The organism is Streptomyces sp. NPDC043812 (assembly GCF_056436245.1).
This window is the reverse complement of sequence record NZ_JBWKCY010000002.1, coordinates 1-24,222: the sequence shown is the minus strand read 5'-3', so window position 1 is coordinate 24,222 and position 24,222 is coordinate 1. Positions and strand designations below refer to the sequence as shown.

The following is a 24,222-nucleotide window of genomic DNA, read 5'->3' as shown; positions in this document are numbered from 1 at the left end:
CACCGACCCTATCGGCGACTTCTTCTGGCGTCCCTCACACGGCGAAGCCGGTTGACGGTGACGGGGTCGTGGGCGAGGGCGCGGGCGTCGTCGAGGAGGGCGTTGAGGAGCTGGTAGTAGCGCACCGGGGACATCCCCAACTGCTCCCTGATCGCCCTCTCCTTGGCCCCGGGCCCTGCCCAGGACCGGCTCTCCATCCCCAGGACGGCGCGCTCCCGCTCGGACAGCGGGTGCTCGTCGGTCATACGATCCAACCTATCGCCAGAGTGCGACATCCAGGCCACCCTGCGGGCCCGGCGCCCGCAGGGTGGCTGCCCGCACGGCCCACTGCCCGCATCGACCGCCGCCCGCACGGCCCGCCGCCCGGAGAACGCGCCCGCCCTGCGGGAGAGCTGCTCCGGGTGGGAGAACTACTCCGCCGCCTCGGCCGCGGCGGCCTCGCGGTCGATGCTGCCCAGCGTCGATGACGGGCTCGCGCCCGGCGCGACGGCCTTGCCGATGTTCTTCTTGATGGTGTCGCTCACCGCCGCCCACGACGTCTTGCCCACGGGAGGGAGGACCGAGCCGGGCAGTTCCTCGAGGAACTCCTTGAGGTCCTTGTGCTCCGGGTCGTCCTCCATCGTCTCGGACGCCGAGATCGTCACCGGCAGCAGATCGTTCTGGCCTGCGAACTCCAGGACGTTCTTGTCGTCGAAGGCGAAGTCGAAGAACTTGCCGATCTCCGCACGGTGGCCGTTCTCCTTGAAGCCCATGATCCAGTCGGCGACACCCATCGACGACTTGGCCTCGCCGTCCCGGCCCGGCAGCGCGACCTTGCCGACCTCGATGCCCTGCTTCTCGGCCGCCTGCATCAGGGACGGGTGGCCGTTGAGCATGCCGACCTCGCCGCGGGTGAAGGCGGCGAACGCGTCCTTGCGGTTGAGCTTGCCCGGCGCGACCGGACCGGTCAGCTGCGCGTCGACAAGGTTGTCCTTGAGCCACTCGAAGGTCTCGATGTTCGCCTGCGAGTCGATCGTGTACTTGTCCGCCGCGTCGGTGTAGCCCCCACCGCCGCTGAGCATCCACATCATCGTCTCTGCCTGGGCCTCCTCGGGCCCGAGCGGCAGCGCGAACGGGTACTTGACGTCCGTGTTCGCCTTCAGCTTCTGCGCGTCCGCCTTGAGGTCCGCCCAGGTCTCGGGGTCCTCGGTGATGCCGGCCTCGGCGAAGAGCTTCTTGTTGTAGAAGAGCAGCCGGGTCGAGGCGACGAACGGCAGCCCGTACTGGGTGCGCTTCTGCTCGCCGGCCTCAGTGAGGGGGCCGAGGAAGTTGGACTGCACGGGGATCGAGAGCAGCTGGTCCGCGGAGTAGAGCTTGCCCTCGGCGGCGTAGTCGGCGTACGCGCCGATCTGTGCGATGTCGGGGGCGTCGCCGGCCTCGACCATCTCGGCGACCTTGCGGTCGACGTCGTTCCAGGACTCGATCTGGACCTCGACCTTGATGCCGGGGTTCTCGGCCTCGAAGGCAGCCGCCAGATCGGCCCAGTAGGTCTTGCTGCTCTCGCCGCCCGCGACGTCGTAGTCGGCGGCGACGAGCTTGAGGGTGACGTCACCGGAGCCCGTGCTGCCGCAGCCGGTCAGCGCTGCTGTCATGCCGAGTGCGGCGACTGCCGCGGTCAGACCTATGAAGGGCCGCTTCACAGCTCTCCCCCACCCTTTGCTGTCGCTTGTCGATTTGTCCCAGTCGGTCCCCCGTGACGTCCTGCGAGATGAGCAACGATTGTTCCACGGACCGTCATGAGGTCTACACCATTGGGGGTCTCACTTTCGCAACGTCCGCACACGACGCACCCCTCCAGAGCCTCGCCCGGATCCCGCCGGTCTCGCACACCCCGGCGCGCCGACCCGGGCATCCCCCGTTTGTATGGCGTGGCAACAATCTCGGGCAGTGGACTAGACCTTTTCCGGTTCCACGCGCGAGACTGTCCTCGTGAGACACGTCATCGCCCTCGATGTGGGCGGCACCGGTATGAAAGCCGCCCTGGTGGGGGCGGACGGGACGCTGCTGTACGAGGCCCGCCGCGCCACCGGGCGCGAACGCGGCCCCGACGCCGTCGTCCGGTCCATCCTCGACTTCGCCGGCGACCTCCGGACACACGGCATGGCACACCTCGGCCGACCCGCCGAGGCCGCGGGCGTCGCCGTACCCGGCATCGTGGACGCGGCGAACGGCATCGCCGTCTACGCCGCCAACCTCGGCTGGCGGGACGTCCCGATGCGCGCCCTGCTCGGCGAACGGCTCGGCGGCGTACCCGTCGCGCTCGGCCACGACGTCCGCACCGGCGGACTCGCCGAGGGCCGCATCGGAGCGGGCCGCGGCACCGACCGGTTCCTGTTCGTCCCCCTGGGCACCGGCATCGCGGGCGCCATCGGCATCGACGGCACCATCGAGGCCGGCGCGCACGGCTGCGCCGGCGAGATCGGCCACATCGTCGTACGGCCCCAGGGCCCCGACTGCGGCTGCGGCCAGCGCGGCTGCCTGGAGACCCTCGCCTCCGCGTCCGCCGTCACCCGCGCCTGGGCGGCCGCGTCCGGCGACCCGGAGACGGACGCCGCCGACTGCGCCAAGGCCGTCGAATCGGGCGACCCGAACGCCGCCCGCGTGTGGCACGAGGCCGTGGCCGCGCTCGCCGACGGGCTCGTGACCGCGCTCACCCTGCTGGACCCCCGCACCCTGATCATCGGTGGCGGTCTCGCCGAGGCCGGGGAAACCTTGTTCACACCGCTCCGGGCGGCCGTAGAGGAGCGCGTCACGTTCCAGCGGCTGCCCTCCATCGTCCCGGCGGCCCTCGGGGACACCGCCGGATGCCTGGGCGCAGGGCTGCTCGCCTGGGATCTACTCGCCACGGAGGTATCCGCCTGATGGCCGCTCGCGCCTCAGCCACCGTTCTCGCCGGAGCCCGCGTGGTGCTGCCGACCGGGATCGTCGAGAACGGACGGATCGTCGTCGAGGGCACGAGGATCGCCGGCGCCGCGAGGGCCGACGTCCCCGTGCTCGACCTGTCCGGGCACTGGCTCGTCCCCGGCTTCGTCGACATCCACAACCACGGCGGCGGCGGCGCCTCCTTCACCTCCGGCACGGCCGACGAGGTGCTCACGGGCGTACGGACGCACCGCGCGCACGGGACGACCACCCTGGTGGCCTCCACCGTCACCGGCGAGATGGACTTCCTCGCACACCGGGCCGGTTTCCTGTCCGAACTCGTCGAGCAGGGCGACCTCGCGGGCATCCACTTCGAGGGGCCGTTCATCTCGCCGTGCCGCAAGGGCGCCCACAGCGAGGGCCTGCTGCGCCACCCGGATCCCGCCGAGGTCCGCAAGCTGATCGACGCCGCGCGCGGGACGGCGAAGATGGTCACCCTCGCCACCGAACTGCCCGGCGGCATCGACTCCGTACGGCTGCTCGCCGAGCACGGCGTGATCGCGGCGATCGGACACACGGACGCGACGTACGAGCAGACGCGGGAGGCAATCGACGCGGGAGCCACCGTCGCGACCCATCTGTTCAACGCCATGCCCGCACTGGGCCACCGCGCCCCCGGCCCCATCGCGGCGCTGCTGGAGGACGAGCGGGTCACCGTCGAGCTGATCAACGACGGCACGCACCTGCACCCGGCCGCGCTGGAGCTGGCCTTCCGCGGCGCGGGCGCGGACCGGGTCGCGTTCATCACCGACGCCATGGACGCGGCCGGCTTCGGCGACGGCCGCTACCAGCTCGGCCCGCTCGAGGTCGACGTCCAGGACGGGGTCGCGCGGCTCGTGGAGGGCGGTTCGATCGCCGGATCCACGCTGACGCTGGACACCGCGTTCCGGCGGGCGGTGACGGTCGACCGCCTCCCCGTCGAGGACGTGGTCGCCGCGATCTCCGCCAACCCGGCGAAGCTGCTCGGCCTCCACGACCGGGTCGGCTCACTGGAGCCCGGCAAGGACGCCGACCTGGTGGTCCTGGACGCGGACTTCGCGCTCAAGGGCGTGATGCGCCAGGGAGCATGGGTGATTGAACCCCAAGTGGGGTGAATTCGCCGCACGTTGCGGCAGGCGGCCGACCCGGGGTCTTGGGTCGGCCGCCTCCGTTTGGCATGATCAGGACCCGTACGAGGACGGCAAACGCACTCTCCGGGGGTTACGGGTGATCCTGACGGTCACGCTCAACACCGCCCTGGACATCACCTACACGGTGCCGGCCCTCACGCCGCACACCAGCCACCGCGTCCGCGAGGTCGGCGAGCGCCCCGGCGGCAAGGGCATCAACGTCGCCCGCGTGCTCGCCGCGCTCGGCCACGAGAGTGTCGTCACGGGGTTCGCCGGGGGACCCACCGGAGCCGTGCTGCGCGACATGCTCGCGCCCCTCGCACCGCACGACGCGCTCGTCCCCATCGCGGGGACCACCCGCCGCACCCTCGCGGTCGTCGACGCCGCGAGCGGCGACACCACCCAACTGAACGAGCCGGGCCCCACGGTCACGCCCGAGGAGTGGACCGCGTTCCTCGCCGCGTACGACTCGCTGCTCGCCGACGCCGACGCGGTGGCCCTGTGCGGCAGCCTGCCGCCCGGCATCCACGTCGGCGCCTACGCCGAACTGGTGCGGCGCGCCCGCACCGCGGGCGTCCCCGTCCTCCTCGACACCAGCGGTGAACCGCTGCGCCGGGGCATCGCGGCCCGTCCCGACCTGATCAAGCCGAACGCCGACGAGCTCGCCCAGCTCACCGGCTCCCGCGAACCGCTGCGCGCCACCCGCGACGCCCGCCGCCGCGGCGCCCACGCGGTGGTCGGCTCGCTCGGCCCCGACGGCCTCCTCGCGGCAACCCCCGAGGGCACCTGGCAGGCCACCCCGCCGTCCGCCGTGAAGGGCAACCCCACCGGCGCGGGCGACTCGGCGGTGGCGGCCCTGCTGTCGGGCCTGGTCGAGTCCCTCCCCTGGCCGGACCTGCTGGCCCGCGCGGTGGCCCTGTCGGCCGCGACGGTCCTGGCCCCGTCGGCGGGCGAGTTCGACGCGGTGGCGTACGGGGAACTGCTGGGCCGGGTCAGGGTGACGGAACGCCCGGCGACGGCGTAGGAGCGGTCCCGGCACGCAGAAGCGCGCTGTGCGAACCACGGTCCGCACAACGCGCTTCCGGCAACCGGAGCATCACGGCTCAGTCGTCGAGCGGGCCCTTGCTGACCTGGACCCAGTCGAGGAGGGCATCGCACTGGTTGCCGGCCTCGCACGAGATCTTGATCTCGTTCGCACCCTTGACCAGGTTGACCGGCGCCCACGTCGTCTGCCAGTTCTTCTCCAGGTTGGGGTCCGAGGAGTTGATGAAGTTCTTGAGGCCGAGCGGGTTGCTGTTCGCCTTGCCGTTGACCGTCAGCGTCGCGTTCGCGTCCTTCGCCGGGATCGCGTAGCGCACGTACAGCCGGTACTCGGCCGCCTCCTTCAGGTCGGCGGTCCAGGTGACCGAGGCGCCGACCGCGTTGAATCCGGTCACGTACGCGCCACCGGTGCCCTGCGCACCCTGGACGACCTTCTCCCCGGTCGCACCGCCACCCAGGGTCAGCGTCACCGCGTCCTGCTTGGGGAGCTCTTCCGGCTCCTGCGGGTCCTTCGGGGTGTCCTCGCTCGGCTTCACCGAGTCCGCCGCCGTCGGGCCCGTGTCGCCGGGCGTCGCGCCGGCCTTGTCGTTCTCGTCGCCGCTCGTCATCAGCGCCGCCGTGATACCGATCACCACGACCGCGACGACCGCGATCGCGCCGATGAGCAGGCCGCGGGTGTTGGGGCCACCGCCGCGGCCACGGCCACCGTGGCCCTGCTGGGGCGGCAGCGGGGACTGGCGGGTCTGGGCACCGCCCGGGTACGTCTCGGGGGCCGCGTACGCAGGCGTCGGCTGCTGGGCGGCGTAGCCCGGCTGCTGCGGTACCTGCTGGGCGTACTGTCGGCGCTCGCCCACCGTGCGGACCTGGTTGTACGAGGTCCGCGGGACCCCGGGCTGTGCTGCGGGACCGGGGTAGCCGTAGCCGCGACCCTGCCCGGGCGGGGTCGCGCCCGCGGCCTGCCCGTCCTCGTACAGGTAGCCGAACGGGTCGTCGTCCTCGGGCGTGCTCGCGCCGTTGTTCGCGGCCGTCATACCGGTCACTCCTCACCTCTCGTCAGCACAACGCTGACGCGAGGCGAGCCTACCCGGTTCCACTCACCCCATTGGGTGGTGTACGCCTCATCCCGCCCGGCGGTGCACCTTGGAACGCGACCGCTTCTCGATGTACATGCGCTGATCGGCCGACTGCAGCACTTCTTCCACGGACATCCCGCAACTCGCCCAGCCGATACCGAAACTCGCGCCGACCCGGACCCCGCGGCCGCCGACCCTGATGGGCAGGATGATCGCGTTCCGCAGCCGTACCGCCAGGTCCGCGGCGTCCGCCGCGCCGAGGCCGTCGGCGAGGACCACGAACTCGTCGCCGCCGAGGCGGGCGACCGTGTCCCCGTCGCGCACGCCGGTGGTGAGCCGGCGCGCGACCTCGACCAGTACCGCGTCACCGGTCTGGTGCCCGAAGCGGTCGTTGATCGATTTGAAGCCGTCCAGGTCGCAGAAGAGAACCGCGAGCCCCTTCGTGCCGTCGTCGATCTCGTCGTCCGGAGCGACCGTGTGCACATGGTGGTCGTACAGGCGGCGGCCGCCCACCGCGTCGAAGTCGAACCCGTCACCGCGGAAGCCGCTGTCGCCCTCGTACGCCGCGTCCAACGTCTCGACGTCGGTCGGGTACGCCGCGTGCGGACGCTCGCACAGGCGGGCGCTCAGGCGCGCCCTCAGCTCGGCGCTGTTGGGCAGGCCGGTGAGCGCGTCGTGCGAGGCGCGGTGCGCGAGCTGGAGCTCGTGGCGCTTGCGGTCCTCTATGTCCTCGACATGGGTGAGCAGGAAACGCGGCCCGTCGGCGGTGTCGGCGACCACCGAGTTCCGCAGCGACACCCATACGTACGTGCCGTCCCTGCGGCCGAGTCTGATCTCGGCCCTGCCGCCCTCGGCGGAGGTCCGCAGCAGCGTGCCGACGTCCTCGGGGTGGACCAGGTCGGCGAAGGAGTAGCGCCGCATCGCGGAGGCGGGCCTGCCGAGCAGCCGGCACAGCGCGTCGTTGGTGCGCAGCAGACGCCCGTGCTGGTCGCCGCCCATCTCGGCGATGGCCATGCCGCTGGGTGCGTACTCGAACGCCTGGCGGAAGGATTCCTCGCTGGCACGCAGCGCCTGCTGCTCGCGCTCCAGGCGGACGAGCGCGCGCTGCATGTTGGCGCGCAGCCGGGCGTTGCTGATGGCGATGGCGGCCTGGGAGGCATACATCTGCAGGGCCTCCTGGCCCCACGGGCCCGGCCTGCGTCCGTTGCGCGGCCGGTCGACGGAGATCACACCCAGCAGCTCGCGGCCGCCGCCCGACGCGTACATCGGTGCGTAGAGGCGGTCCTGCGGGTGCCACTCGTCCTCGAACCGGGGCTCGGGGCCGTCGGTGTGCCACTGGGGGACGTCGTCCTCTATCAGGACCCAGCCCTCGGTGTGCGGGATAAAACGGAGCTCGCCCCAGCCCTCGCCCATGGACAGCCGGCGCTCCCAGGAGTCGCGGGAGCCGACGCGTCCGGTGATCAGGGCCTCTGCGGCGGCGCTGCCGGCGAACGCGGCGACGACGAGGTCACCGTCGGGGCGTACGAGGTTGACGCATGCCAGCTCGTATCCCAGTCCCGCCACGATGCCGTCGGCGACGGTCTGCAGGGTGTCGGCCAGGCTGCGGGCCGTGTTGAGGTCCGCGACCACCTGGTGCAGCTGCCTCAGGGTCGCAAGACGGACGTAGGGCTCCGACTCGGTCTCCATCGCTCGCTCTCCCCGAGACCTCGACAGCAAACTCCAGGGTTCTGATTGGCGTCCTTGTTGCGGTATCCCGGCCACTGAATCACAGCGAGCAGCTTGCCCGGTACACAGGGTCAACAAATACTGGCCTCTGTGACTCAAGTCACATTAGGTGATGAAGGGTCAGATGCGTCGGCCACGGGAAACCTGTCGCTTTCTTGAACGCACAACCACTGCGGAACGTAGCGCAAATCCGTTGCGGAACGCCGGTGCTCGCGGCGAGGCCCGGACCGGGAGACCTAGGACCCGGCTGGTCCCCCGGCCCGATGTGCGGGCGGAACCACGGGGTCTAGCGTTCCTCGTGTGTTGCAGACGACCCCTTCCCCCGCGGCCACCGGCATCCCCCATGCTGAGGGGGTGAGCAACGAGGAGTTCCGCGCCGCCATGTCCCGCCTGGCGGCAGGCGTGGTGCTCGTCACCGCGCGCGACGACGACCACGGGCCGCGCGGCGAGGACGTGGGCATGACCGCGACGGCGTTCCTGTCCGTCTCGCTCGACCCGCCGCTGGTGATGGTGAGCCTGCGCAACGGCTCGCGCATGGACGACCTGCTGGCGGAGCAGCCCCTGTGGGGCGTCTCGGTACTCGGCGAGACGCAGCGCCAGATCGCGGGCCGCTTCGCGATGAAGGGCAGGATCAGCGACCGACTGCTGTTCGAGGACCTGCCCTTCGAACGGGGCGAGGTGTGCGGAGCCCCGCTGATCGAGGGCGCACTGGCGACGCTCGAGTGCCGCACGGAACAGCGGGTGGAGGCGGGGGACCACACGCTGGTTGTCGCGCGCGTGCTGAAGGTGGGCCTGGAGACGGGCGAATCTGGCCCGCTGGCGTACTTCAAGGGCCGGTACCGCCACCTGGGCTGACGCCGGGGCTCCGCGCCCGTCAGGACCAGTCGCGGGGGGAGCGGCCGCGCTTCGTTTCCGCGCGCTGTTTCTTCTCCCGCAGGCGGCGCTCGTTGATCCCGCGCGGGATCTTCGTCGGGCGGCGCGGGCGGGGCGGTGGCGCGGTCGCCTCCGCCAGCAGCGCCGCCAGTCGCACCGCCGCCGTCTCGCGGTTGCGCCACTGCGAGCGGTGCTCCGAAGCGCGTACAGCGATCACTCCGCCCACCAGGCGGCCCGCGAGCCGCTCCAGCGCGCGCTCCTTCCACACCGGTGGCAGCGCTTCGGTCTTCGCGAGATCGAAGCGCAACTCGACCTGCGAATCGCTGGTGTTGACGTGCTGGCCGCCGGGACCCGACGACCGCGAGAAACGCCACAGGAGCTCGGCCTCCGGCAGGGAGACCGAGCCGCGGATGATGTAGGGCCCGGACATGACACCCATGGTCCCGTGCCCGGGCGGACGACGTCACCCGCTTTTCGGCCGCGGCCCGGTTTCCCCGGTCTTCCTCCGTCGTGGAACCTGACAGTCCCCTGCCCGCGTTATGGGGGATGACGGTAGCTTCGGGAGGACTCGGAGCCCGCACACACGAAATGAAGGGGACTTCCCAATGGCAGTAAGCCTGTCCAAGGGCGGCAACGTCTCGCTCACCAAGGAGGCGCCCGGCCTGACCGCCGTCACGGTCGGCCTCGGCTGGGACGTCCGCACCACCACCGGCACGGACTTCGACCTCGACGCCTCCGCGATCGGGGTCAACCCCGCGGGCAAGGTCGCCTCCGACGCCCACTTCGTCTTCTTCAACAACAAGTCGACGCCGGACCAGACCATCGTCCACACCGGTGACAACCGCACCGGCGAGGGCGGCGGCGACGACGAGCAGATCAACGTCAACCTCGCGGGGCTGCCCGCCGACGTCGACAAGATCGTCTTCCCGGTCTCCATCTACGACGCGGTCTCCCGCTCGCAGAACTTCGGCCAGGTGCGCAACGCCTACATCCGCATCGTCAACCAGGCCGGCGGCGCCGAGATCGCCCGCTACGACCTGAGCGAGGACGCCGCAGTCGAGACCGCCATGGTCTTCGGCGAGCTGTACCGCAACGGCGCGGAGTGGAAGTTCCGCGCGGTCGGCCAGGGTTACGCCTCCGGCCTCGAGGGCATCGCCCGCGACTTCGGCGTCAACCTCTGACGAGGACTTCGCCACGGAGCAGCACGACGGGCCCCGGCCGACACGGCCGGGGCCCCGCCGTTCTCAGGCCGCGTCCGGCTTCCCGTCCCCGTAGAGCCACGCGTCCCACACCCGGGTCAGGTCCTTGCCCGACTCCCGCTCCGCATACGCGGTGAAGTCGTCGGTCGACGCGTTGCCGTGGCGGTGCTCCGCCGCCCAGCCGCGCACGATCCTGAAGAAGGCGTCGTCGCCGACCGCCTTGCGGACCTGGTGCAGGACCATCGCCCCGCGCCCGTAGACCGGCGCGGCGAACAGCTCTTCGGGGCCCGGCGGATTCCCGGGCGGGAAGGCCCAGTTCTCCTTGTCCTCGTACGCCTCGTCGAAGCTCTCCTCGACCGGGACGTCCTTGTGGTCCGCCAGCCACATCCACTCCGCGTAGGTCGCGAAGCTCTCGTTCAGCCAGATGTCCTGCCATGACGCGGGCGAGACCGAATTGCCGAACCACTGGTGCGCCAGCTCGTGCACCAGGGTCGCCTCGTCGAACTGATCCACGGGGAAGACCGGCCTGGTCTGCGTCTCCAGCGCATAGCCGAGCTCGTCGTCCGGCACGACGATCGCCCCGGCCGAGGCGAACGGATACGGTCCGAACCTCTCCGTGCACCACTCCACGTACGCGGGGATCTCGCCGAGCAGTTTCGCGCTCTTCGTCGCCACCTCGGGATCGACGGCCGTGACGACCGGCAGCCCGGACGCGGTGCGGCCCGTCGTCACCTGCAGATCGCCGACAGCGAGCGTCGCCAGATAACCGGCCATCGGCTCGGTCGTCCGCCAGGTGCGGGTGGTGCGCCCGCCGCTGGTCCGCTCGGTGGTCATCTCGCCGTTGGAGACGGCCTGGACCCCCTGCGGGACGGTGACCGTGATGTCGTACGTGGCCTTGTCCGACGGGTGGTGGTTGCCGGGAAACCAGGCCGCGGAACCGGCGGGCTCGCCGACGGCGATGGCCCCGCCCGGGGTTCTGAGCCAGCCCTCGCGCGAGTCGTCGGAGTCCGTGAGGGCCTGCGGAACACCCGCGTAACGGATGACCGTACGGAAACGGGCACCGTCCTCGATGTCCTGGCGCGGCCGCACGGTCAGCTCGTCGCCGGCCCGGTTCGACGCCGCCTCCCGGCCGTCGACCTTCGCGCTCTCGACGGTGAGTCCGTGCAGATCGAGATGGAAGGCGCTCAGGTCCTGGGTGGCGCGTGCGGTCAGCTTGGCGGTGCCCTCGAGACGGCCGGTGGCCGGGTCGTAGTCGAGGGTCAGCCCGTAGTGCTCGACGTCGTAACCGCCGTTGCCGAGCTTCGGGAAGTACGGGTCCCGCAGCCCCGCGGCCCCCGGCTCGCCCTGCACGCCCGCGCCGCCGCCGGCCGTACAGCCCGCGAGGAGCAGGGTCGCGAGGGCGGCGGCGGTACGGGGATGTGCGCGCGGATCCACACAGTGATCCTATGCAGGGCGCCGGACCGGTCCGGCGCCCTGCATAGGACGCCGGACGGGTCCGGCCGACGTGGGCCGTGGCTCAGGGGTCAGGGCTCAGCGGCTCAGCGCGGCCACTCCGGCGCGCGCGAACTTCTCGTCCAGGTCGCCGCTGGGAGCGCCCGCCACGCCGATGCCCGCGACGGGGGCGCCCTTGACGGTGACCGGGGCGCCGCCGCCCAGGAACAGGGTGCCGGGGATGTCCTTCAGGTTCGGGGCCTGCTCCAGGCGCTTGACGAGCTCGGAGGTCGGCGCGTTCCAGGACACGGCGGTGAAGGCCTTCCTCTCCGCCGACTCGTAGGACTGCGGGCCCGCGCCGTCGCCGCGCAGCGTGACGATCGTGTTGCCGTTGCGGTCGACGACGGCGACGGTGATGCGCTGGTTCTCCTGCTCGGCGGCCTTCAGCGTCGCCTGCGCGGCCTTGGTGGCGGCCGCGACGGTCAGATGCGTGGACTGCTGCAGGTTGCGGTCCGCGGCGTCGGCGGTGACGGCCGCCTTCGTCCCGGCGGCCGGGGCGGACGCGCTGGCGGAGACCGCGCCGAACGTACCGGCGGCGACGACAGCGGCGGTGGCGGCACCGACGAGGATCTTCTTCATGAGGTGACTCCTTGGGAGGCCGGAAGGGGATGGAGGAGGTGTTGCGCTCTCTGCCATCGATCCTCCGGCCGCCCCCGGTCCCGTACGGTCCACGGTCCGGCTGCGGCTGCCGCCCATGACGGACGACGGGCGTGTCCACCGATCGGTTGATGCCGCCCTGGTCCGGCCGGGTCACGATGGATGCGTACGCCCGGGCCACGGTCCGCTGGGACCCCCGCGAGAAGGAGTGCACGGTGCACGAGCAGGACCCCGACGCCCGCTGGCTGGCCCGGGTCATGCACGCCGCGTTCTTCCTCCTCCTCGGCGCGTCCCTCGCCCGCTATCTGCTGCGCCACCCCTGGGAGATCCGCTCCCCCTGGATCATCGGCCTGTCCGCCGCGCTCACCCTGCTGTACGTCCTCGGGCCGGTGTTCGGTCCGCGCGCCACACCCCGCCGGTTCGTCCGGCCCTGGCTGTTCACCGTCGTCACGGTCTGGATGGTGCTGGTCGTCCTCGCGCCCAGCTTCGCCTGGTGCGCGGTGCCGCTGTTCTACACCGGGCTGCGCACGCTGCCGATGCGTGCGGCGATCGTGCTGGTCGGGCTGCTCACCGTGTTCGTCGTGGCCGCGCAGCTCGAACTCGCGCACGGCGGCTTCGACCCCAATCTCGTCCTCGCGCCGCCGGCCGTCGCCGCCATCGCCACCGCCGTCTTCGTCCACGCCGAACGGCTCGTGACCCGCCAGCGCGCCTTGATCGACGACCTGATCAGGACCCGCCGCGAACTGGCCGCCACCGAACGCCGCGAGGGCACCCTCGCCGAACGCCAGCGCCTCGCCATGGAGATCCACGACACGCTCGCTCAGGGTCTGTCCAGCCAGCAGATGCTGCTGCAGGCCGCCGACCGCACCTGGGACGTCGATCCGCAGGCCGCGCGCCGCCATGTCCGCACCGCCGAGTCGATCGCCGAGCACAACCTCGCCGAGGCGCGCCGTTTCGTGCACGACCTGGCTCCCGCCGACCTCGCCGAGGGAGGCAGCCTGGAGGAGGCGCTGCGCACGGTCGCCGCGCGCGAGTCCGCGGGCTTCCGGGTGGACGGCACGGCGGTCGCCCTGCCCGACCGGGTGCAGTCGGCGCTGGTCCGCATCGCGCAGGGCGCGCTGGCGAACGTGCGCGAGCACGCGAACGCGACCACCGCCGCCGTGACCCTGACCTACCTCGACGACCAGGTCGTCCTCGACATCGCGGACGACGGCAGCGGGTTCGACACCAGCAGGACACCCGGTGAAACACCCGGCGAGCCGCCGGGCGAGAGCCCTCAGGGCGTACGCGGCCACGGCCTGCCCGCGATCCGGGCACGTGTCCACCAGCTGGGCGGCACCCTGACCGTCGAGTCGACGCCGGGCGAGGGCACCGTGCTCTCGGCCGCGATCCCCCTGGAGATGTCATGACGGTCCGGATCCTGCTCTGCGACGACCATGTGGTCGTGCGCGCGGGGCTGCTCGCGCTCCTCGGCAGTGAGCCCGACATCGAGGTCGTCGGCGAGGCGGGCAGCGGCGAGGAGGCGGTCGCGATGGCCGCCAAACTGACACCGGACGTCGTCCTGATGGACCTTCAGCTCGGACCCGGCATCGACGGCGTGGAGGCGACCCGCCGTATCGCCTCGCCACAGGTGCATGTGCTGGTCCTGACGACGTACGACACGGACGCGGACATCACCCGCGCGATCGAGGCCGGGGCGACGGGCTATCTGCTCAAGGCCGAACGGCCCGAGGAACTGTTCGCCGCGATCCGCGCGGCCGCCGAAGGCCGTACCGCGCTCTCCGCGCCGGTCGCAGGCCGGGTCATGGACCGCATGCGGGGCGCGGCCGCCCCTTCGCTGACCGAGCGGGAACGGGACATCCTCGGCCAGCTCGCCCGCGGGCTCGGCAACCGGGAGATCGCCCGCGCGCTGTTCATCAGCGAGGCGACGGTGAAGACGCACCTGGGCCGCATCTACGCCAAGCTCGGCGTCGACACCCGCGCGGGCGCGGTGGCGGTGGCGAAGGAGCAGCGGCTGCTGCCGTGAGCGACGGCGTCGCGGGGCAGGGACCTGCATTGCGGGTGGCGGGGCGCTCGACCTCGGGCCTGCGCTGCGGGCCACTTCGCGGGCCGGGCGGGGCGCTCGGCACCGGGGCCTGCGCTGCGGGCCACTTCGCGGGCCGGGGTGCGCTCGGCACCGGGCGCTCTGTGCGACCCCGGGGTCTGCGTGTTGCGTGCCCGTGGGCCCGTGCGCGGGACTTGCGTCGCGGCCACACCACGGCCGGGGCGCTCGACCCCGGGGCTGCGTTGCGGGCCGGGCCGGGCGGGGCGCAACGCAAAGGGCGCGCTGTGCGACCCCAGGGCCGCCCCCCTCCGCCTCGCGGCGGAGCAGGTCCGCCGTACCGGACGAGGCGGAGCCCCCACCGCCCCGGCCACTGTGTACGCCATGGACACATCGACCACCGTCGGCGCACCGGCCGTCCCTCCCGCGCCCCGTTGGGCCCGGCGGGCCGCGCACGCCATCGCCCTGTGCGCCCTGCCCTCCGGTCTGTGGCGCGTCGCCATGGCCTGCGGGATCTACGTCGGCTACAGCGAGCAGGTGCTGCGCGAGGTGTTCGACATCCCGGGTTGGGGCGTCGCCTACGTCGTCGGTCTTGCCGTGCTCTCCGAACTTGCCGCTCTGTTCCCCCTTCTCCTCGTCACCGACCGGTGGCAGCCGCTTTCGCCCCGGACCCTGGCCATGGTCGCCCGGACCGCTTCGGTGTTGTCGATCGTCTTCGCCTTGTCGCAGGTGGTCGTTCTCTTCACCGTCGAGAGCCGGACGTACATGTCGGCAACCGCGAACACCGTCTGGGGCTTCGCCTTCGCGCCGCTGCTCGCCGTCCCTGCCCTGCTGACGGCCGTCACCTGGTCGTACTGCCGGCGTCACCGGGCATGACACCATCACCTACGTGCTCGACATCGGCTACTCCCTCTCTCGCCGCTTCCCCGACCCCCCGCAGACCGACTACCGGCGCGCGGACGTGCACGCGCTGCGTCACGACCTGTTCTGCGGCGACGTCTACCTCGCCGACACCAAGGCGGACCGGGAAGTGTCCACAGCCTGGGGATGGGTGCCCGTCCTCGACTTCGCGTGGGCCCTGTGCGACATCGTCGAGCAGCTCGACCGTGACCCGCTCGGCAGCCGCGCCGCCCGGCCGCAGCACGCCGAGCTCGACTTCACCGAGTCCGCCGACCGCATGCTCTTCGAGCGGCGCTTCGGCTGGGTCGACGTCGAGGCCGACTGGATGCCCGGCGACGAGCCGCCCCTCACCTTCAACCACGGCGAACTGCGTCGCGAGGCACGCGACTTCCTCCACGACCTGATCGCCGACCTGACCGACATGCACGAAGGGCTCGCCGACAACCCCGCGATCTGGGACCTCCAGGCCCGCTTCCCGCGCACGGCCTGACCCGGCGAAGCCGTCCCACGCCCGTCCCACGCCCCGTCCCACGCCCGGCCGGTCGCTCCGGACGCCCGCACCCCCGGCCCCGTCGAACGCCCCCTTACTCCACGTCCTCCACCCGCACCCCGATCTGCGCCGCGAACGCCGGTGCCAGGTCCAGCAGTTGCGTCGTGCTGATCACCGCGCCCGCGAGCCGCTCCACACCCCGCGCGATGTCCAACTCCGCCGCCGCCCGCAGGTCCACGTCCTTCATCCGCACCGCACCGAAGTCCACCCTCCGCAGCACACAGTCACGGAACTCCACCCGTTCCAACTGCGCCCCCGAGAAGTCCGCTTCCGACAGCACGCACCCCTGGAAGACGACATCCGTCAGCTTCGCCTCCCGCAGATTCAGATAGTCGATCTTTCCTCCCTTCAGCAGCACCCCCGTCAGAGCCGCTCCGTGCAGCTGCACCCCGCCCAGCCGCGCGTCCGTCACCTCCACATCCCGCAGCGACGCCCCCGCCAGATCCGTCCCCACCCCCCGGACGCCCTCCAGCACGCTGTCCACGAACCGGGCCCGCACCAGCGCCGTACCGTCCAGCGCGCACTCCCGCAGCGCGCAGTCGATGAAGCGCGCCCCCGCCCCGTCCTGATCGCCCAGATCGAGTCCGGCGAACTCCACCCCGTCGTAGTCCCCGTCCGGCTCCAGCTCCCCGGCCCCGAAAGGAGTCAGCGGCGGCAGCCGCACCTCCGTCACCCGTGCCGCCGCCGTCTTCTTCCCACGCGCTTTCACCATGTCCTCATAGTGACGTGCACCACTGACATCGCCCCTCGGCCCGATCGATGTCACGGATCGCCGCCCGCGATCCGTCACATCCGTGAGTGAGCACGATCCCGGCTCCGAGGAGAGAAGCAATGCAGGAGATCACGGTCATCGGGGGCGGCCTCGCGGGCCTCACCGCGGCCATCACCGCCGCCGAAGCGGGCGCCCGGGTCACCCTGTACGAAGCGCACCACACCCTCGGCGGCCGCGCCCGCACCGCCGAGGGCCCGTACAGGACCAACGACGGCCCTCACGCGCTCTACCACCGGGGCCCCCACTGGACCTGGCTGAAACAACGCGATCTGCTCGGCCCGATGGCCGCGCTGCCGCCGCTGGAAGCCGCCAGGTTCCGCTTCCGCCGGAACGGCGCCCTGCGCAGGGTCCCGCCGCTGGGCATGCTCCGCATCACCCGCCGCCCCGCCGAGCGGGCCCCCGTCGACAGCGACTTCCTGAGCTGGGCCACCGGCATCGCCGGCGAGGAGGCGGCCCGCGCCGCAGCGCACTACGTCGGCGTCGCGCTCTTCCACCACGACCCCGGTTCCCTGTCCGCCGCGTTCGTCCAGGAACGGCTGCGCCGCGCGACGGCACTGCCGCCCGAGGCCCACTACCCGCGCGGCGGCTGGGGCCAGGTCATCGACCGTATGGCGGCCCGCGCCTGGGACCTCGGCGTACGTATCGAGACCACGTCCCGCGTCGACGCCCTGCCCGAGCGCCACGGCCCCGTGATCGTCGCCACCTCCCTCGACGCCGCACGCCGGCTCCTCGGCGACGACACCCTGCGCTGGACCGGCGGCCGCACCACGCTGATCGACCTCGCCCTGCGCACCCGGCGCGGCGACCAGTTCGTCGTCTCCGACCTCGACGCCCCCGGCTGGCTGGAACGTTTCACGGCACAGGACCCGTCCCTCGCGCCCGCCGGGCAGTCGCTCATCCAGGGCCAACTCCCCATCGCCCCCGACCGGTCCAAGGCGGACGGGATCATCCACGCCGAGGCCCTGCTCGACCTCGGTTTCCCCGACTGGCGCGAGCGCACCGAATGGCGTCGCGAAGCACTGGCCCACGGCCGTACCGGGGCCGTCGACCTGCCCGGCACCACCTGGCGCGACCGGCCGGCCATCGACCGCGGCAACGGCGCCTACCTCGCCGGTGACCAGGTCGCGGCACCCGGTCTGCTCTCCGAGGTGTCGTTCAACAGCGGCCTGGAGGCCGCCTCGCTCGCCCTGCGCGGCAGCAGCCGCCCGCCCGTTCGCAACCGGCTTGACCTCAAGCACACTTGAGGTTGAACAGTGGGCCCCACGACCCGATCACGAGGGAGCCCACACCATGCACGCCATCCGCCTGCACGCCTTCGGCCCCGCCGAGAACCTCACGTACGAGACCGTCGACGACCCCGTACCGGGCCCCGGCCAGGTACGGATCGCCGTCGCCGCCGCGGGCGTCCACCTCCTCGACGCCGCGCTGCGCGAAGGCGTGCAGGGCCCCTACCCGGTCACCGTCGAACTGCCCACCGTCCCCGGGCGCGAAGTCGCGGGCACCGTCGACCGGCTCGGCGAGGGCACCGACGCGGGCTGGCTGGGCAAGCGCGTCGTCGCCCACATCGGCATGAACCCCGGAGGCTACGCGGAACTCGCCGTCACCGAGGCCGACCGGCTCCACGAGATCCCCGACGACCTCGACCCCGCAGAGGCGGTCGCCATGATCGGCACCGGCCGCACCGCCCTCGGCGTCCTCCAGTACACCGACCTCGGCCCCGACGACATCGTGATCGTCCCCGCCGCCGCGGGCGGCATCGGCACGCTGATCGTCCAGTACGCCAAGAACGCCGGCGCCGGCGTCATCGGTCTCGCGGGCGGCCCGGACAAGACCGCCCGCGTCCGCGCCAACGGCGCCGACCTCGCTGTCGACTACACCCTCCCCGACTGGCCCGAGCAGGTCAGCGCCCACCTCGGCGACCGCCGCGCCACCGTCGTCTACGACTCCGTCGGCGGCGACATCGCGCGCACCGCGGCCGGCTTCCTCGGCAAGGGCGGACGGAACATCGTCTTCGGATGGTCCAGCCAGGGCTTCACGGACCCGCCACCGGTCCTCACCGACGAGGAACTCGCCGACCGCGGCATCACCTCGGAAGGCGTCCTCGGACCGGCCATGCTCGAGAAGGCCGGCGGCCTGCGCGCGCTCGAGACGCACGCCCTCGCCGAGGCCGGCGCCGGCCGGCTGCGCCCCGCGGTCACCCGCTTCCCCCTCGACCGTGCCGCCGAGGCCCACCACGCCCTCCAGACCCGCGGCACCGTCGGCAAGGTCGTCCTGATCCCCCATAGCTGACGTCCAGGCCCTGTCCGGGCGATTTCGAGGATCAGAGCGGCGTCAGAAGCATGCGTCCCCCCGGCCCGCCAGGGCCGAGGGGACGCATCGCAGATGGTGGGGGCCCTGGCTCCTCCGGGAACCCCCACCCGGCCGCCTAGGCCCCCAGGTCCGCCAACGCCCCGTCGGTCAGCCGGTACACCGTCCACTCGTCCTGCGGCTTCGCACCCAGCGACTTGTAGAAGTTGATCGACGGGGTGTTCCAGTCAAGGACCGACCATTCGAGACGCTCGTAGCCCCGCGCCACACAGATCCGCGCCAGCTCCGTCAGCAGCTCCTTGCCGTGGCCCCCGCCCCGCAGCTGCGGCCGCACGTACAGGTCCTCCAGATAGATCCCGTGCACCCCGCGCCACGTCGAGAAGTTCAGGAACCACAGCGCGAATCCGGCGACTTCGCCCTCGTCGGTCTCCGCGATGTGCGCGAACGCGGCGGGCCGCTCCCCGAACAGCGCCTCGCGCAGCTGTTCCTCGGTCGCGTTCGCCTCGTGCAGGGCCTTCTCGTATTCGGCCAGCTCCCGCACCATCTCGTGAATCACCGGCACATCGGCAGGCGTAGCAGTACGAATCATGCCCCCAGCCTGCCCTGACGCCCGCCTACCGTGCCAGCAGCGACCGAGCGATGGACACGTGCCACGCGTCGAGCTCGTCGTCGCCGTCCTCGACGGTCCACAGCGCGTTCTGCAGCACCCGGCCCAGCGTCCACGCCCGCGCCCGTTCCCGGTCGAGCCCGAGGACCTCCGTCATCAGGTCGAAACGCCACACCGTCTCCTCCGCGTCGACCGGTTCCACAGCGCCGGCAGCAGCTCGAAACCCGGATCCCCCGCCAACGGCTTCGGATCGATCGCCAGCCACGGCTCGCGCTCCGCGGCCAGGACGTTGTCGAAATGCAGATCCCAGTGCAGCAGCCGGTCCCCCGGCTCACCCGCCACCTCCCGCACCGCCGCCGCACAGTCCCTCAGCAACCGCCGATGGTCCTCAGCAGCCAGCCGCCGGGCGGCCGCGGGCACCCGCTCCAGCATCCGGCCCGCGACGTCCCCCAGCCTCCGCATCCCCCCGGGCGCCGCCACCGACGACAGCCGAGCCGGCAGCCCCGCCAGCACCGCGGTCGCCGCACGGCTGTCCGCCATCGACGACAGATGGCGCCCCGGGCCCAGCCGCTCCAGCAACAGCGTCCCCGAGTCCACGTCGTGCGCCAGCAGGCGGACGGCCCCGTCCCCGCCCCAGGTGCGCAGCGCCAGCCACTCACGGTCGGTCTCCTCGTCGCGCTGCTGCAGCTTCAGCACCGTGTGCGTCCCGTCCGTACGCACCACCGGCAGCACCAGCGACAACTGTCCGTACATCGACGGGCCGGACACCTCCAGCCCCCACCGCTCCAGGAACTGTGCCGCCCGCCCCGGCAGCGCCGCCGCGAACGCCCGCCCGGATTCCTCCCCGTACCCCACCAACGACGCGACCAGCTCATCCGGAATGTCGATCACGCCGGGATCGTACGTCGCGGAAACGGGCTCGGAGCAGTAAATTCCCGCCAACGCCCGCACCCCACCGGCAGGGAAGCAGCAACCCACATGAGCACCGTCAACGGCGGCATATCGTTCTGGTACGCACAGGACGGCACGCCCGCCCCCCGCGAACCCCTCCCCGGCGACACCACAGCCGACGTCTGCATCGTCGGCGGCGGATACACCGGCCTGTGGACCGCCTACTACCTCAAGAAGGCCGTCCCCTTCCTCAACATCACCGTGCTGGAGGCCAGGTTCTGCGGATACGGCGCCTCCGGGCGCAACGGCGGCTGGCTCTACAACGGCATCGCGGGCCGCGACCGCTACGCGAAACTCCACGGCCACGACGCCGCAGTCCGCCTCCAACAGGCGATGAACGGCACCGTCGACGAAGTCATCCGGGTGGCCGACGACGAGAAGATCGACGCCGACATCCACAAGGGCGGCGTCCTCGAAATCGCCCACACCCCTGCCCAGCTCGCCCGCCTCAAGGCCTTCCACGCCGTCGACATCGCCTTCGGCGAGAAGGACCGCGTCCTGTACGGCGCGCGGGAGACCGCGGAACGCATCCGCATCACCGGCGCCGTCGCCTCCAGCTGGACCCCGCACGGCGCCCGCATCCACCCCGTCAAACTGGTCAAGGGCCTCGCCGACGCCGTCGAAGCGCTCGGCGTCACCATCCACGAGTCCACCCCGGTCACCGAGATCAGACCGAAGCACGCCGTCACCCCCTACGGCACGGTCCGCGCCCCCTACATCCTGCGCTGCACCGAAGGCTTCACCGCGTCCCTCAAGGGCCAGCACCGCACCTGGCTCCCCATGAACTCCTCGATGATCGTCACCGAACCGCTGCCCGGGCACATCTGGTCCGAGATCGGCTGGGACGGCCGCGAGACCCTCGGCGACATGGCCCACGCCTACATGTACGCGCAGCGCACGGCGGACGACCGCATCGCGATCGGCGGTCGCGGCGTGCCCTACCGCTACGGCTCGAAGACCGACAACGACGGACGCACCCAGCCCGCCACGATCGACGCCCTCCGCGAGATCCTCATCCGCTTCTTCCCGCAGCTCGCGGGCACCGACGTCGCCCACGCCTGGTCCGGTGTCCTCGGCGTGCCCCGCGACTGGTGCGCCACTGTCACGCTCGACCGCGCCACCGGCCTCGGCTGGGCCGGCGGCTATGTCGGCTCCGGCGTCGCGACGGCCAACCTCGCGGCACGCACCCTGCGCGATCTGATCCAGCAGGACTCCGGCCAGTCCGGCCCCACGGACCTCACGGCCCTGCCCTGGGTGAACCACAAGGTCCGCAGGTGGGAGCCCGAACCCCTGCGCTGGCTCGGCGTCCACACGCTGTACGCGGCCTACCGCAGGGCCGACCACCGCGAGGCCACCGCCCACATGCCGACGACGGACCGCGTCGCCACATGGGCGGACAAGATCTCGGGCCGCCACTGACGTCCTCCCCCGGGGAGCACCGAGGGCCCCGGACACGAGGTGTCCGGGGCCGAGGGCGAGGATCTCGCCGAGTGCGGTCAGAATCGCGGTCTCGTCGTTGTGAGTCTTCTTGCTCCAGATCGTTGCCCCGGTGTCGTCGACCGCGGCCAGCCAGTGATGGGCCTTGCCTGCGTCGATCCCGACCCAGAGCCGGGTCAGATGCTCGGCCATGTGCTTCTCCTCAGCGTCAGGCAGCATGCCGTTCGGTCCGAGGAACACCCGCCGTCAGCTCCGTAAACAGCGACCAATGCGCACATCTCAATCAGCGGCCAGGGCGTCCCGGAGAGTCGGGCGGCCACTCCACCGGAGCCACCTGTGGGCAAGCGGCTTTAGAGCCACACCCGACTCTCCCGGACCGCTGAACAACTTACGGAGCGGCTTTGGGCGGGAGCTGCCACGGGCGAGGGATCGGGGCCCGTAGACCTGCCATGTCGGCCGTGGATGTCGAAGACCCCCAACCATGATCGGTTGGGGGTCTTCTCGCTGGAGCCTCCTGTCGGGTTCGAACCGACGACCCCCGCTTTACAAGTTCAATCGGGCCGCCGTTGCGCCTGGACGCGCCAAGGGCGACGGAGCCTCTGACGGCCGCTCAATGCTGTTGCTGTCCGCCGTCGTTGATGTCAGCACTAGATGTCAGAGTGCCCCCTCGATGCGAACTATCGGCAGGGCGGTCGCTGAGGTCTGCCGGGCTGGCGGCTCAGCCCCATAGGTGCATTGAAGGTCGGCGGCGCTCGTCATGGTTGCTGCACTCCACTGCTGTACAGCAGCTCCGCTGACCACCGGGCCGAACCGCCAGACCCGCCGCCGCCGTCGTCGTCGCTGCCGCCTGCAGTGAGGCCCCGCAAGCCCTATGGGGGCACCGGTTCGATTTCGGAAGCAAGCAATCTGCATCCCGCGCGGGACTCGCGCCGTCCTCATGCCCTCCTCCAGCGCGGCCATCAGGTCCACTACCGGTGGCGCTGGACGGTGCATGCCAGCGAGTGTGTCGATAATCATATTTATTGACCTCAGATGTCATGATCTATCCGTTCTGCTGGTGCCTGTTGGGGTGCCGGTGTGGTGGGTGGGTCTATGGCTTCGTGGGAGGTATTTCATGACTGTTCGTCATGTCGAGGGGTGTCCGGGGGCGGAGGACGACCCCGTGTCGCCGGTGCCGGCTGGTTCCGGGGGGCGTCGACGGCGGTGGGGTGGGCTGCGGGGCTTGGTGGCCGGGCTGGTGCTGGTGGCCGGGCTGGCCCTGACCATGGCCGCCCCGCAGTCCGCCCATGCCGTCCCGCCCGGCACCTACGCCTACGTCGTCAACGGCGGCGGCAACACGGTGTCGGTGATCGACACCTCCACCGACACGGTCGTGGCCACCGTCACCGTCGGCGACTTCCCGGTCGGGGTGGCGGTGTCGCCGGACGGCACCCGCGCCTACACCGCCAACAACGGCGACGACACGGTCTCGGTGATCGACACCGCCACCGACACGGTCGTGGACACCGTCACCGTCGGCAGCTTTCCGTTCGCGGTGGCGGTGTCCCCGGACGGCACCCGCGCCTACGTCACCAACAACGGCGACGGCACGGTGTCGGTGATCGACACCTCGACGAACACGGTGGTGGACACCGTCACCGTCGGCGACGGCCCGTTCGGGGTGGCGGTGTCCCCGGACGGCACCCGCGCCTACGTAACCAACCAAGGCGACGGCACGGTGTCGGTGATCGACACCTCCACCAACACGGTCGTGGACACCGTCACCGTCGGCACCGATCCGAGAGATGTGGCGGTGTCCCCGGACGGCACCCGCGCCTACGTCACCAACACCGCTAACGACACGGTCTCGGTGATCGACACCTCGACGAACACCGTGGTGGACACCGTCACCGTCGGCAACGCTCCCAGAGGTGTGGCGGTGTCCCCGGACGGCACCCGCGCCTACGTCACCAACCTCGACGACGGCACGGTCTCGGTGATCGACACCACCACCAACACGGTCGTGGACACCGTCACCGTCGGCAGCTTTCCGTTCGCGGTGGCGGTGTCCCCGGACGGCACCCGCGCCTACACCGCCAACAACGGCAACGACACGGTGTCGGTGATCGACACCACCACCAACACAGTCGTCGACACCGTCACCGTCGGCAACGCTCCGCTCGAGGTGGCGATCGCGATGGTGAACTACGGACCGGGCCCCCAGGGCTACGTCCCCGACCACCAACCCCGCCCCAACCACCAGTAACACGTGGGTGCCGGCCTGACGCACACCCCGCATCCACCTGCCCCCGGCGCATCTTCGGTGCGCCGGGGGCAGACCGTCCAAAACGCCGGAGTGGTTCAGTCAAGGGCGGTGGAGCGGCTTTGGGCGGGAGCTGCCATGGGGCGAGAGATCGGGGCCCGTAAGCTTCCCGCGACTCGGGCAGTCTCTGGACCTGCCCGCAACAGCCCGATGTGGGCCCCGATCTTCGAGGCTCGCCCCATGGTGGCTGCCTAAGAAGTCATCTCATTTGGCGAGTCTGCGGTAGCAGATGAGGGTGCAGGCGATGCTTGTGAAGGCGAGGAAGTGCTCGGCTTTGCGCTCGTAG

Annotated in this window: 22 protein-coding genes and 1 pseudogene; 13 read left to right on the top strand and 10 right to left on the bottom strand. The window is 71.5% G+C overall.

Going from position 1 to position 24,222, the window contains the following annotated elements:
• Positions 1-8 precede the first annotated feature (8 nt).
• Both AC067Z_RS02775 and AC067Z_RS02770 read right to left on the bottom strand, forming a co-directional pair.
• Complete coding sequence (locus tag AC067Z_RS02775; protein WP_478787620.1) at positions 9-245, bottom strand: DUF3263 domain-containing protein; 237 nt, start codon at positions 243-245, stop codon at positions 9-11.
• A gap of 165 nt (positions 246-410) precedes the next feature.
• Entirely contained in the window at positions 411-1,679 is a 1,269-nt protein-coding gene (locus AC067Z_RS02770; protein ID WP_478787619.1) for an extracellular solute-binding protein, read from the bottom strand.
• A gap of 289 nt (positions 1,680-1,968) precedes the next feature.
• Between AC067Z_RS02770 and AC067Z_RS02765 the strand changes: the two genes are divergently transcribed.
• The 3 genes from AC067Z_RS02765 to AC067Z_RS02755 all read left to right on the top strand — a co-directional run bounded on the left by AC067Z_RS02765 (position 1,969) and on the right by AC067Z_RS02755 (position 5,094).
• Positions 1,969-2,901, top strand: a complete 933-nt coding sequence (locus tag AC067Z_RS02765; protein WP_478787618.1) for an ROK family protein — start codon at positions 1,969-1,971, stop codon at positions 2,899-2,901.
• Positions 2,901-4,055 carry an N-acetylglucosamine-6-phosphate deacetylase gene (gene nagA / locus AC067Z_RS02760; RefSeq protein WP_478787617.1) on the top strand — a complete coding sequence of 385 codons (1,155 nt, stop codon included), beginning with the start codon at positions 2,901-2,903 and terminating at the stop codon, positions 4,053-4,055. The genes AC067Z_RS02765 and nagA overlap by 1 nt, the downstream gene beginning before the upstream one ends.
• A gap of 112 nt (positions 4,056-4,167) precedes the next feature.
• Complete coding sequence (locus AC067Z_RS02755) at positions 4,168-5,094, top strand: 1-phosphofructokinase family hexose kinase (RefSeq protein ID WP_478787616.1); 927 nt, start codon at positions 4,168-4,170, stop codon at positions 5,092-5,094.
• A gap of 79 nt (positions 5,095-5,173) precedes the next feature.
• On the opposite strand, the gene AC067Z_RS02750 is transcribed toward AC067Z_RS02755, so the two are convergent.
• Together AC067Z_RS02750 and cdgB are read right to left on the bottom strand one after the other, a co-directional pair.
• Positions 5,174-6,142 (bottom strand): CBM35 domain-containing protein, encoded by a 969-nt coding sequence (locus tag AC067Z_RS02750; RefSeq protein ID WP_478787615.1) that lies wholly within the window; start codon positions 6,140-6,142, stop codon positions 5,174-5,176.
• Positions 6,143-6,229: 87 nt separating this feature from the next.
• A complete protein-coding gene (gene cdgB / locus AC067Z_RS02745; RefSeq protein WP_478787614.1) occupies positions 6,230-7,870 on the bottom strand; it encodes a diguanylate cyclase CdgB in 1,641 nt (546 codons plus the stop codon).
• Positions 7,871-8,209: 339 nt separating this feature from the next.
• Here cdgB and AC067Z_RS02740 point away from each other — a divergent pair, with 339 nt between their 5' ends.
• A complete protein-coding gene (locus AC067Z_RS02740; RefSeq protein ID WP_478787613.1) occupies positions 8,210-8,764 on the top strand; it encodes a flavin reductase family protein in 555 nt (184 codons plus the stop codon).
• 19 nt (positions 8,765-8,783) lie between these two features.
• On the opposite strand, the gene arfB is transcribed toward AC067Z_RS02740, so the two are convergent.
• Entirely contained in the window at positions 8,784-9,221 is a 438-nt protein-coding gene (gene arfB, locus AC067Z_RS02735) for an alternative ribosome rescue aminoacyl-tRNA hydrolase ArfB (RefSeq protein ID WP_478787612.1), read from the bottom strand.
• A 166-nt stretch (positions 9,222-9,387) separates the two neighbouring features.
• Here arfB and AC067Z_RS02730 point away from each other — a divergent pair, with 166 nt between their 5' ends.
• Positions 9,388-9,963: a TerD family protein gene (locus tag AC067Z_RS02730; protein WP_478787611.1), complete on the top strand. Its 576-nt coding sequence runs from the start codon at positions 9,388-9,390 to the stop codon at positions 9,961-9,963.
• 63 nt (positions 9,964-10,026) lie between these two features.
• Here the strand turns inward: AC067Z_RS02730 and AC067Z_RS02725 are convergent, their stop codons facing one another.
• Both AC067Z_RS02725 and AC067Z_RS02720 read right to left on the bottom strand, forming a co-directional pair.
• Positions 10,027-11,415 (bottom strand): M1 family metallopeptidase, encoded by a 1,389-nt coding sequence (locus tag AC067Z_RS02725; protein ID WP_478787610.1) that lies wholly within the window; start codon positions 11,413-11,415, stop codon positions 10,027-10,029.
• 96 nt (positions 11,416-11,511) lie between these two features.
• The gene (locus AC067Z_RS02720) at positions 11,512-12,051 is read right to left on the bottom strand and encodes a GlcG/HbpS family heme-binding protein (protein ID WP_478787609.1); all 540 of its coding nucleotides are present in this window, start codon (positions 12,049-12,051) and stop codon (positions 11,512-11,514) included.
• 275 nt (positions 12,052-12,326) lie between these two features.
• On the opposite strand from AC067Z_RS02720, the gene AC067Z_RS02715 reads away from it, so the two are divergent.
• The 4 genes from AC067Z_RS02715 to AC067Z_RS02700 all read left to right on the top strand — a co-directional run bounded on the left by AC067Z_RS02715 (position 12,327) and on the right by AC067Z_RS02700 (position 15,500).
• Positions 12,327-13,478, top strand: a complete 1,152-nt coding sequence (locus AC067Z_RS02715; RefSeq protein WP_478788037.1) for a sensor histidine kinase — start codon at positions 12,327-12,329, stop codon at positions 13,476-13,478.
• On the top strand, positions 13,475-14,095 hold the full coding sequence (locus AC067Z_RS02710) for a response regulator (RefSeq protein WP_478787608.1): 621 nt from the start codon (positions 13,475-13,477) through the stop codon (positions 14,093-14,095). Before AC067Z_RS02715 ends, AC067Z_RS02710 begins: the two co-directional genes overlap by 4 nt.
• A gap of 399 nt (positions 14,096-14,494) precedes the next feature.
• Positions 14,495-14,986, top strand: a complete 492-nt coding sequence (locus AC067Z_RS02705; RefSeq protein ID WP_478787607.1) for a hypothetical protein — start codon at positions 14,495-14,497, stop codon at positions 14,984-14,986.
• A 13-nt stretch (positions 14,987-14,999) separates the two neighbouring features.
• The gene (locus tag AC067Z_RS02700) at positions 15,000-15,500 is read left to right on the top strand and encodes a hypothetical protein (RefSeq protein ID WP_478787606.1); all 501 of its coding nucleotides are present in this window, start codon (positions 15,000-15,002) and stop codon (positions 15,498-15,500) included.
• Positions 15,501-15,594: 94 nt separating this feature from the next.
• On the opposite strand, the gene AC067Z_RS02695 is transcribed toward AC067Z_RS02700, so the two are convergent.
• Complete coding sequence (locus tag AC067Z_RS02695; RefSeq protein ID WP_478787605.1) at positions 15,595-16,272, bottom strand: pentapeptide repeat-containing protein; 678 nt, start codon at positions 16,270-16,272, stop codon at positions 15,595-15,597.
• Positions 16,273-16,391: 119 nt separating this feature from the next.
• Between AC067Z_RS02695 and AC067Z_RS02690 the strand changes: the two genes are divergently transcribed.
• Positions 16,392-17,576, top strand: a complete 1,185-nt coding sequence (locus tag AC067Z_RS02690; RefSeq protein WP_478787604.1) for an FAD-dependent oxidoreductase — start codon at positions 16,392-16,394, stop codon at positions 17,574-17,576.
• Between the two features lie 46 nt (positions 17,577-17,622).
• Positions 17,623-18,621 (top strand): zinc-binding dehydrogenase, encoded by a 999-nt coding sequence (locus AC067Z_RS02685; RefSeq protein WP_478787603.1) that lies wholly within the window; start codon positions 17,623-17,625, stop codon positions 18,619-18,621.
• 136 nt (positions 18,622-18,757) lie between these two features.
• Here the strand turns inward: AC067Z_RS02685 and AC067Z_RS02680 are convergent, their stop codons facing one another.
• Both AC067Z_RS02680 and AC067Z_RS02675 read right to left on the bottom strand, forming a co-directional pair.
• Entirely contained in the window at positions 18,758-19,228 is a 471-nt protein-coding gene (locus AC067Z_RS02680; protein ID WP_478787602.1) for an N-acetyltransferase family protein, read from the bottom strand.
• Positions 19,229-19,253: 25 nt separating this feature from the next.
• Positions 19,254-20,137: pseudogene (locus AC067Z_RS02675) on the bottom strand (aminoglycoside phosphotransferase family protein).
• A gap of 87 nt (positions 20,138-20,224) precedes the next feature.
• Here AC067Z_RS02675 and AC067Z_RS02670 point away from each other — a divergent pair.
• On the top strand, positions 20,225-21,616 hold the full coding sequence (locus AC067Z_RS02670) for an NAD(P)/FAD-dependent oxidoreductase (RefSeq protein WP_478787601.1): 1,392 nt from the start codon (positions 20,225-20,227) through the stop codon (positions 21,614-21,616).
• Between the two features lie 1,243 nt (positions 21,617-22,859).
• Positions 22,860-23,879: a beta-propeller fold lactonase family protein gene (locus AC067Z_RS02665; RefSeq protein WP_478788036.1), complete on the top strand. Its 1,020-nt coding sequence runs from the start codon at positions 22,860-22,862 to the stop codon at positions 23,877-23,879.
• Positions 23,880-24,222 lie beyond the last annotated feature (343 nt).

Bases quoted from the DNA above. Each gene is read 5' to 3' on its own strand.
- AC067Z_RS02690 (WP_478787604.1), top strand. From the start codon at position 16,392: ATGCAGGAGATCACGGTCATCGGGGGCGGCCTCGCGGGCCTCACCGCG.
- AC067Z_RS02685 (WP_478787603.1), top strand. From the start codon at position 17,623: ATGCACGCCATCCGCCTGCACGCCTTCGGCCCCGCCGAGAACCTCACG.
- nagA (WP_478787617.1), top strand. From the start codon at position 2,901: ATGGCCGCTCGCGCCTCAGCCACCGTTCTCGCCGGAGCCCGCGTGGTG.
- AC067Z_RS02750 (WP_478787615.1), bottom strand. From the start codon at position 6,142: ATGACGGCCGCGAACAACGGCGCGAGCACGCCCGAGGACGACGACCCG.
- AC067Z_RS02670 (WP_478787601.1), top strand. From the start codon at position 20,225: ATGAGCACCGTCAACGGCGGCATATCGTTCTGGTACGCACAGGACGGC.
- AC067Z_RS02720 (WP_478787609.1), bottom strand. From the start codon at position 12,051: ATGAAGAAGATCCTCGTCGGTGCCGCCACCGCCGCTGTCGTCGCCGCC.
- arfB (WP_478787612.1), bottom strand. From the start codon at position 9,221: ATGGGTGTCATGTCCGGGCCCTACATCATCCGCGGCTCGGTCTCCCTG.
- AC067Z_RS02705 (WP_478787607.1), top strand. From the start codon at position 14,495: ATGGACACATCGACCACCGTCGGCGCACCGGCCGTCCCTCCCGCGCCC.
- AC067Z_RS02715 (WP_478788037.1), top strand. From the start codon at position 12,327: ATGCACGCCGCGTTCTTCCTCCTCCTCGGCGCGTCCCTCGCCCGCTAT.
- cdgB (WP_478787614.1), bottom strand. From the start codon at position 7,870: ATGGAGACCGAGTCGGAGCCCTACGTCCGTCTTGCGACCCTGAGGCAG.
- AC067Z_RS02730 (WP_478787611.1), top strand. From the start codon at position 9,388: ATGGCAGTAAGCCTGTCCAAGGGCGGCAACGTCTCGCTCACCAAGGAG.
- AC067Z_RS02695 (WP_478787605.1), bottom strand. From the start codon at position 16,272: ATGGTGAAAGCGCGTGGGAAGAAGACGGCGGCGGCACGGGTGACGGAG.
- AC067Z_RS02680 (WP_478787602.1), bottom strand. From the start codon at position 19,228: ATGATTCGTACTGCTACGCCTGCCGATGTGCCGGTGATTCACGAGATG.
- AC067Z_RS02710 (WP_478787608.1), top strand. From the start codon at position 13,475: ATGACGGTCCGGATCCTGCTCTGCGACGACCATGTGGTCGTGCGCGCG.
- AC067Z_RS02775 (WP_478787620.1), bottom strand. From the start codon at position 245: ATGACCGACGAGCACCCGCTGTCCGAGCGGGAGCGCGCCGTCCTGGGG.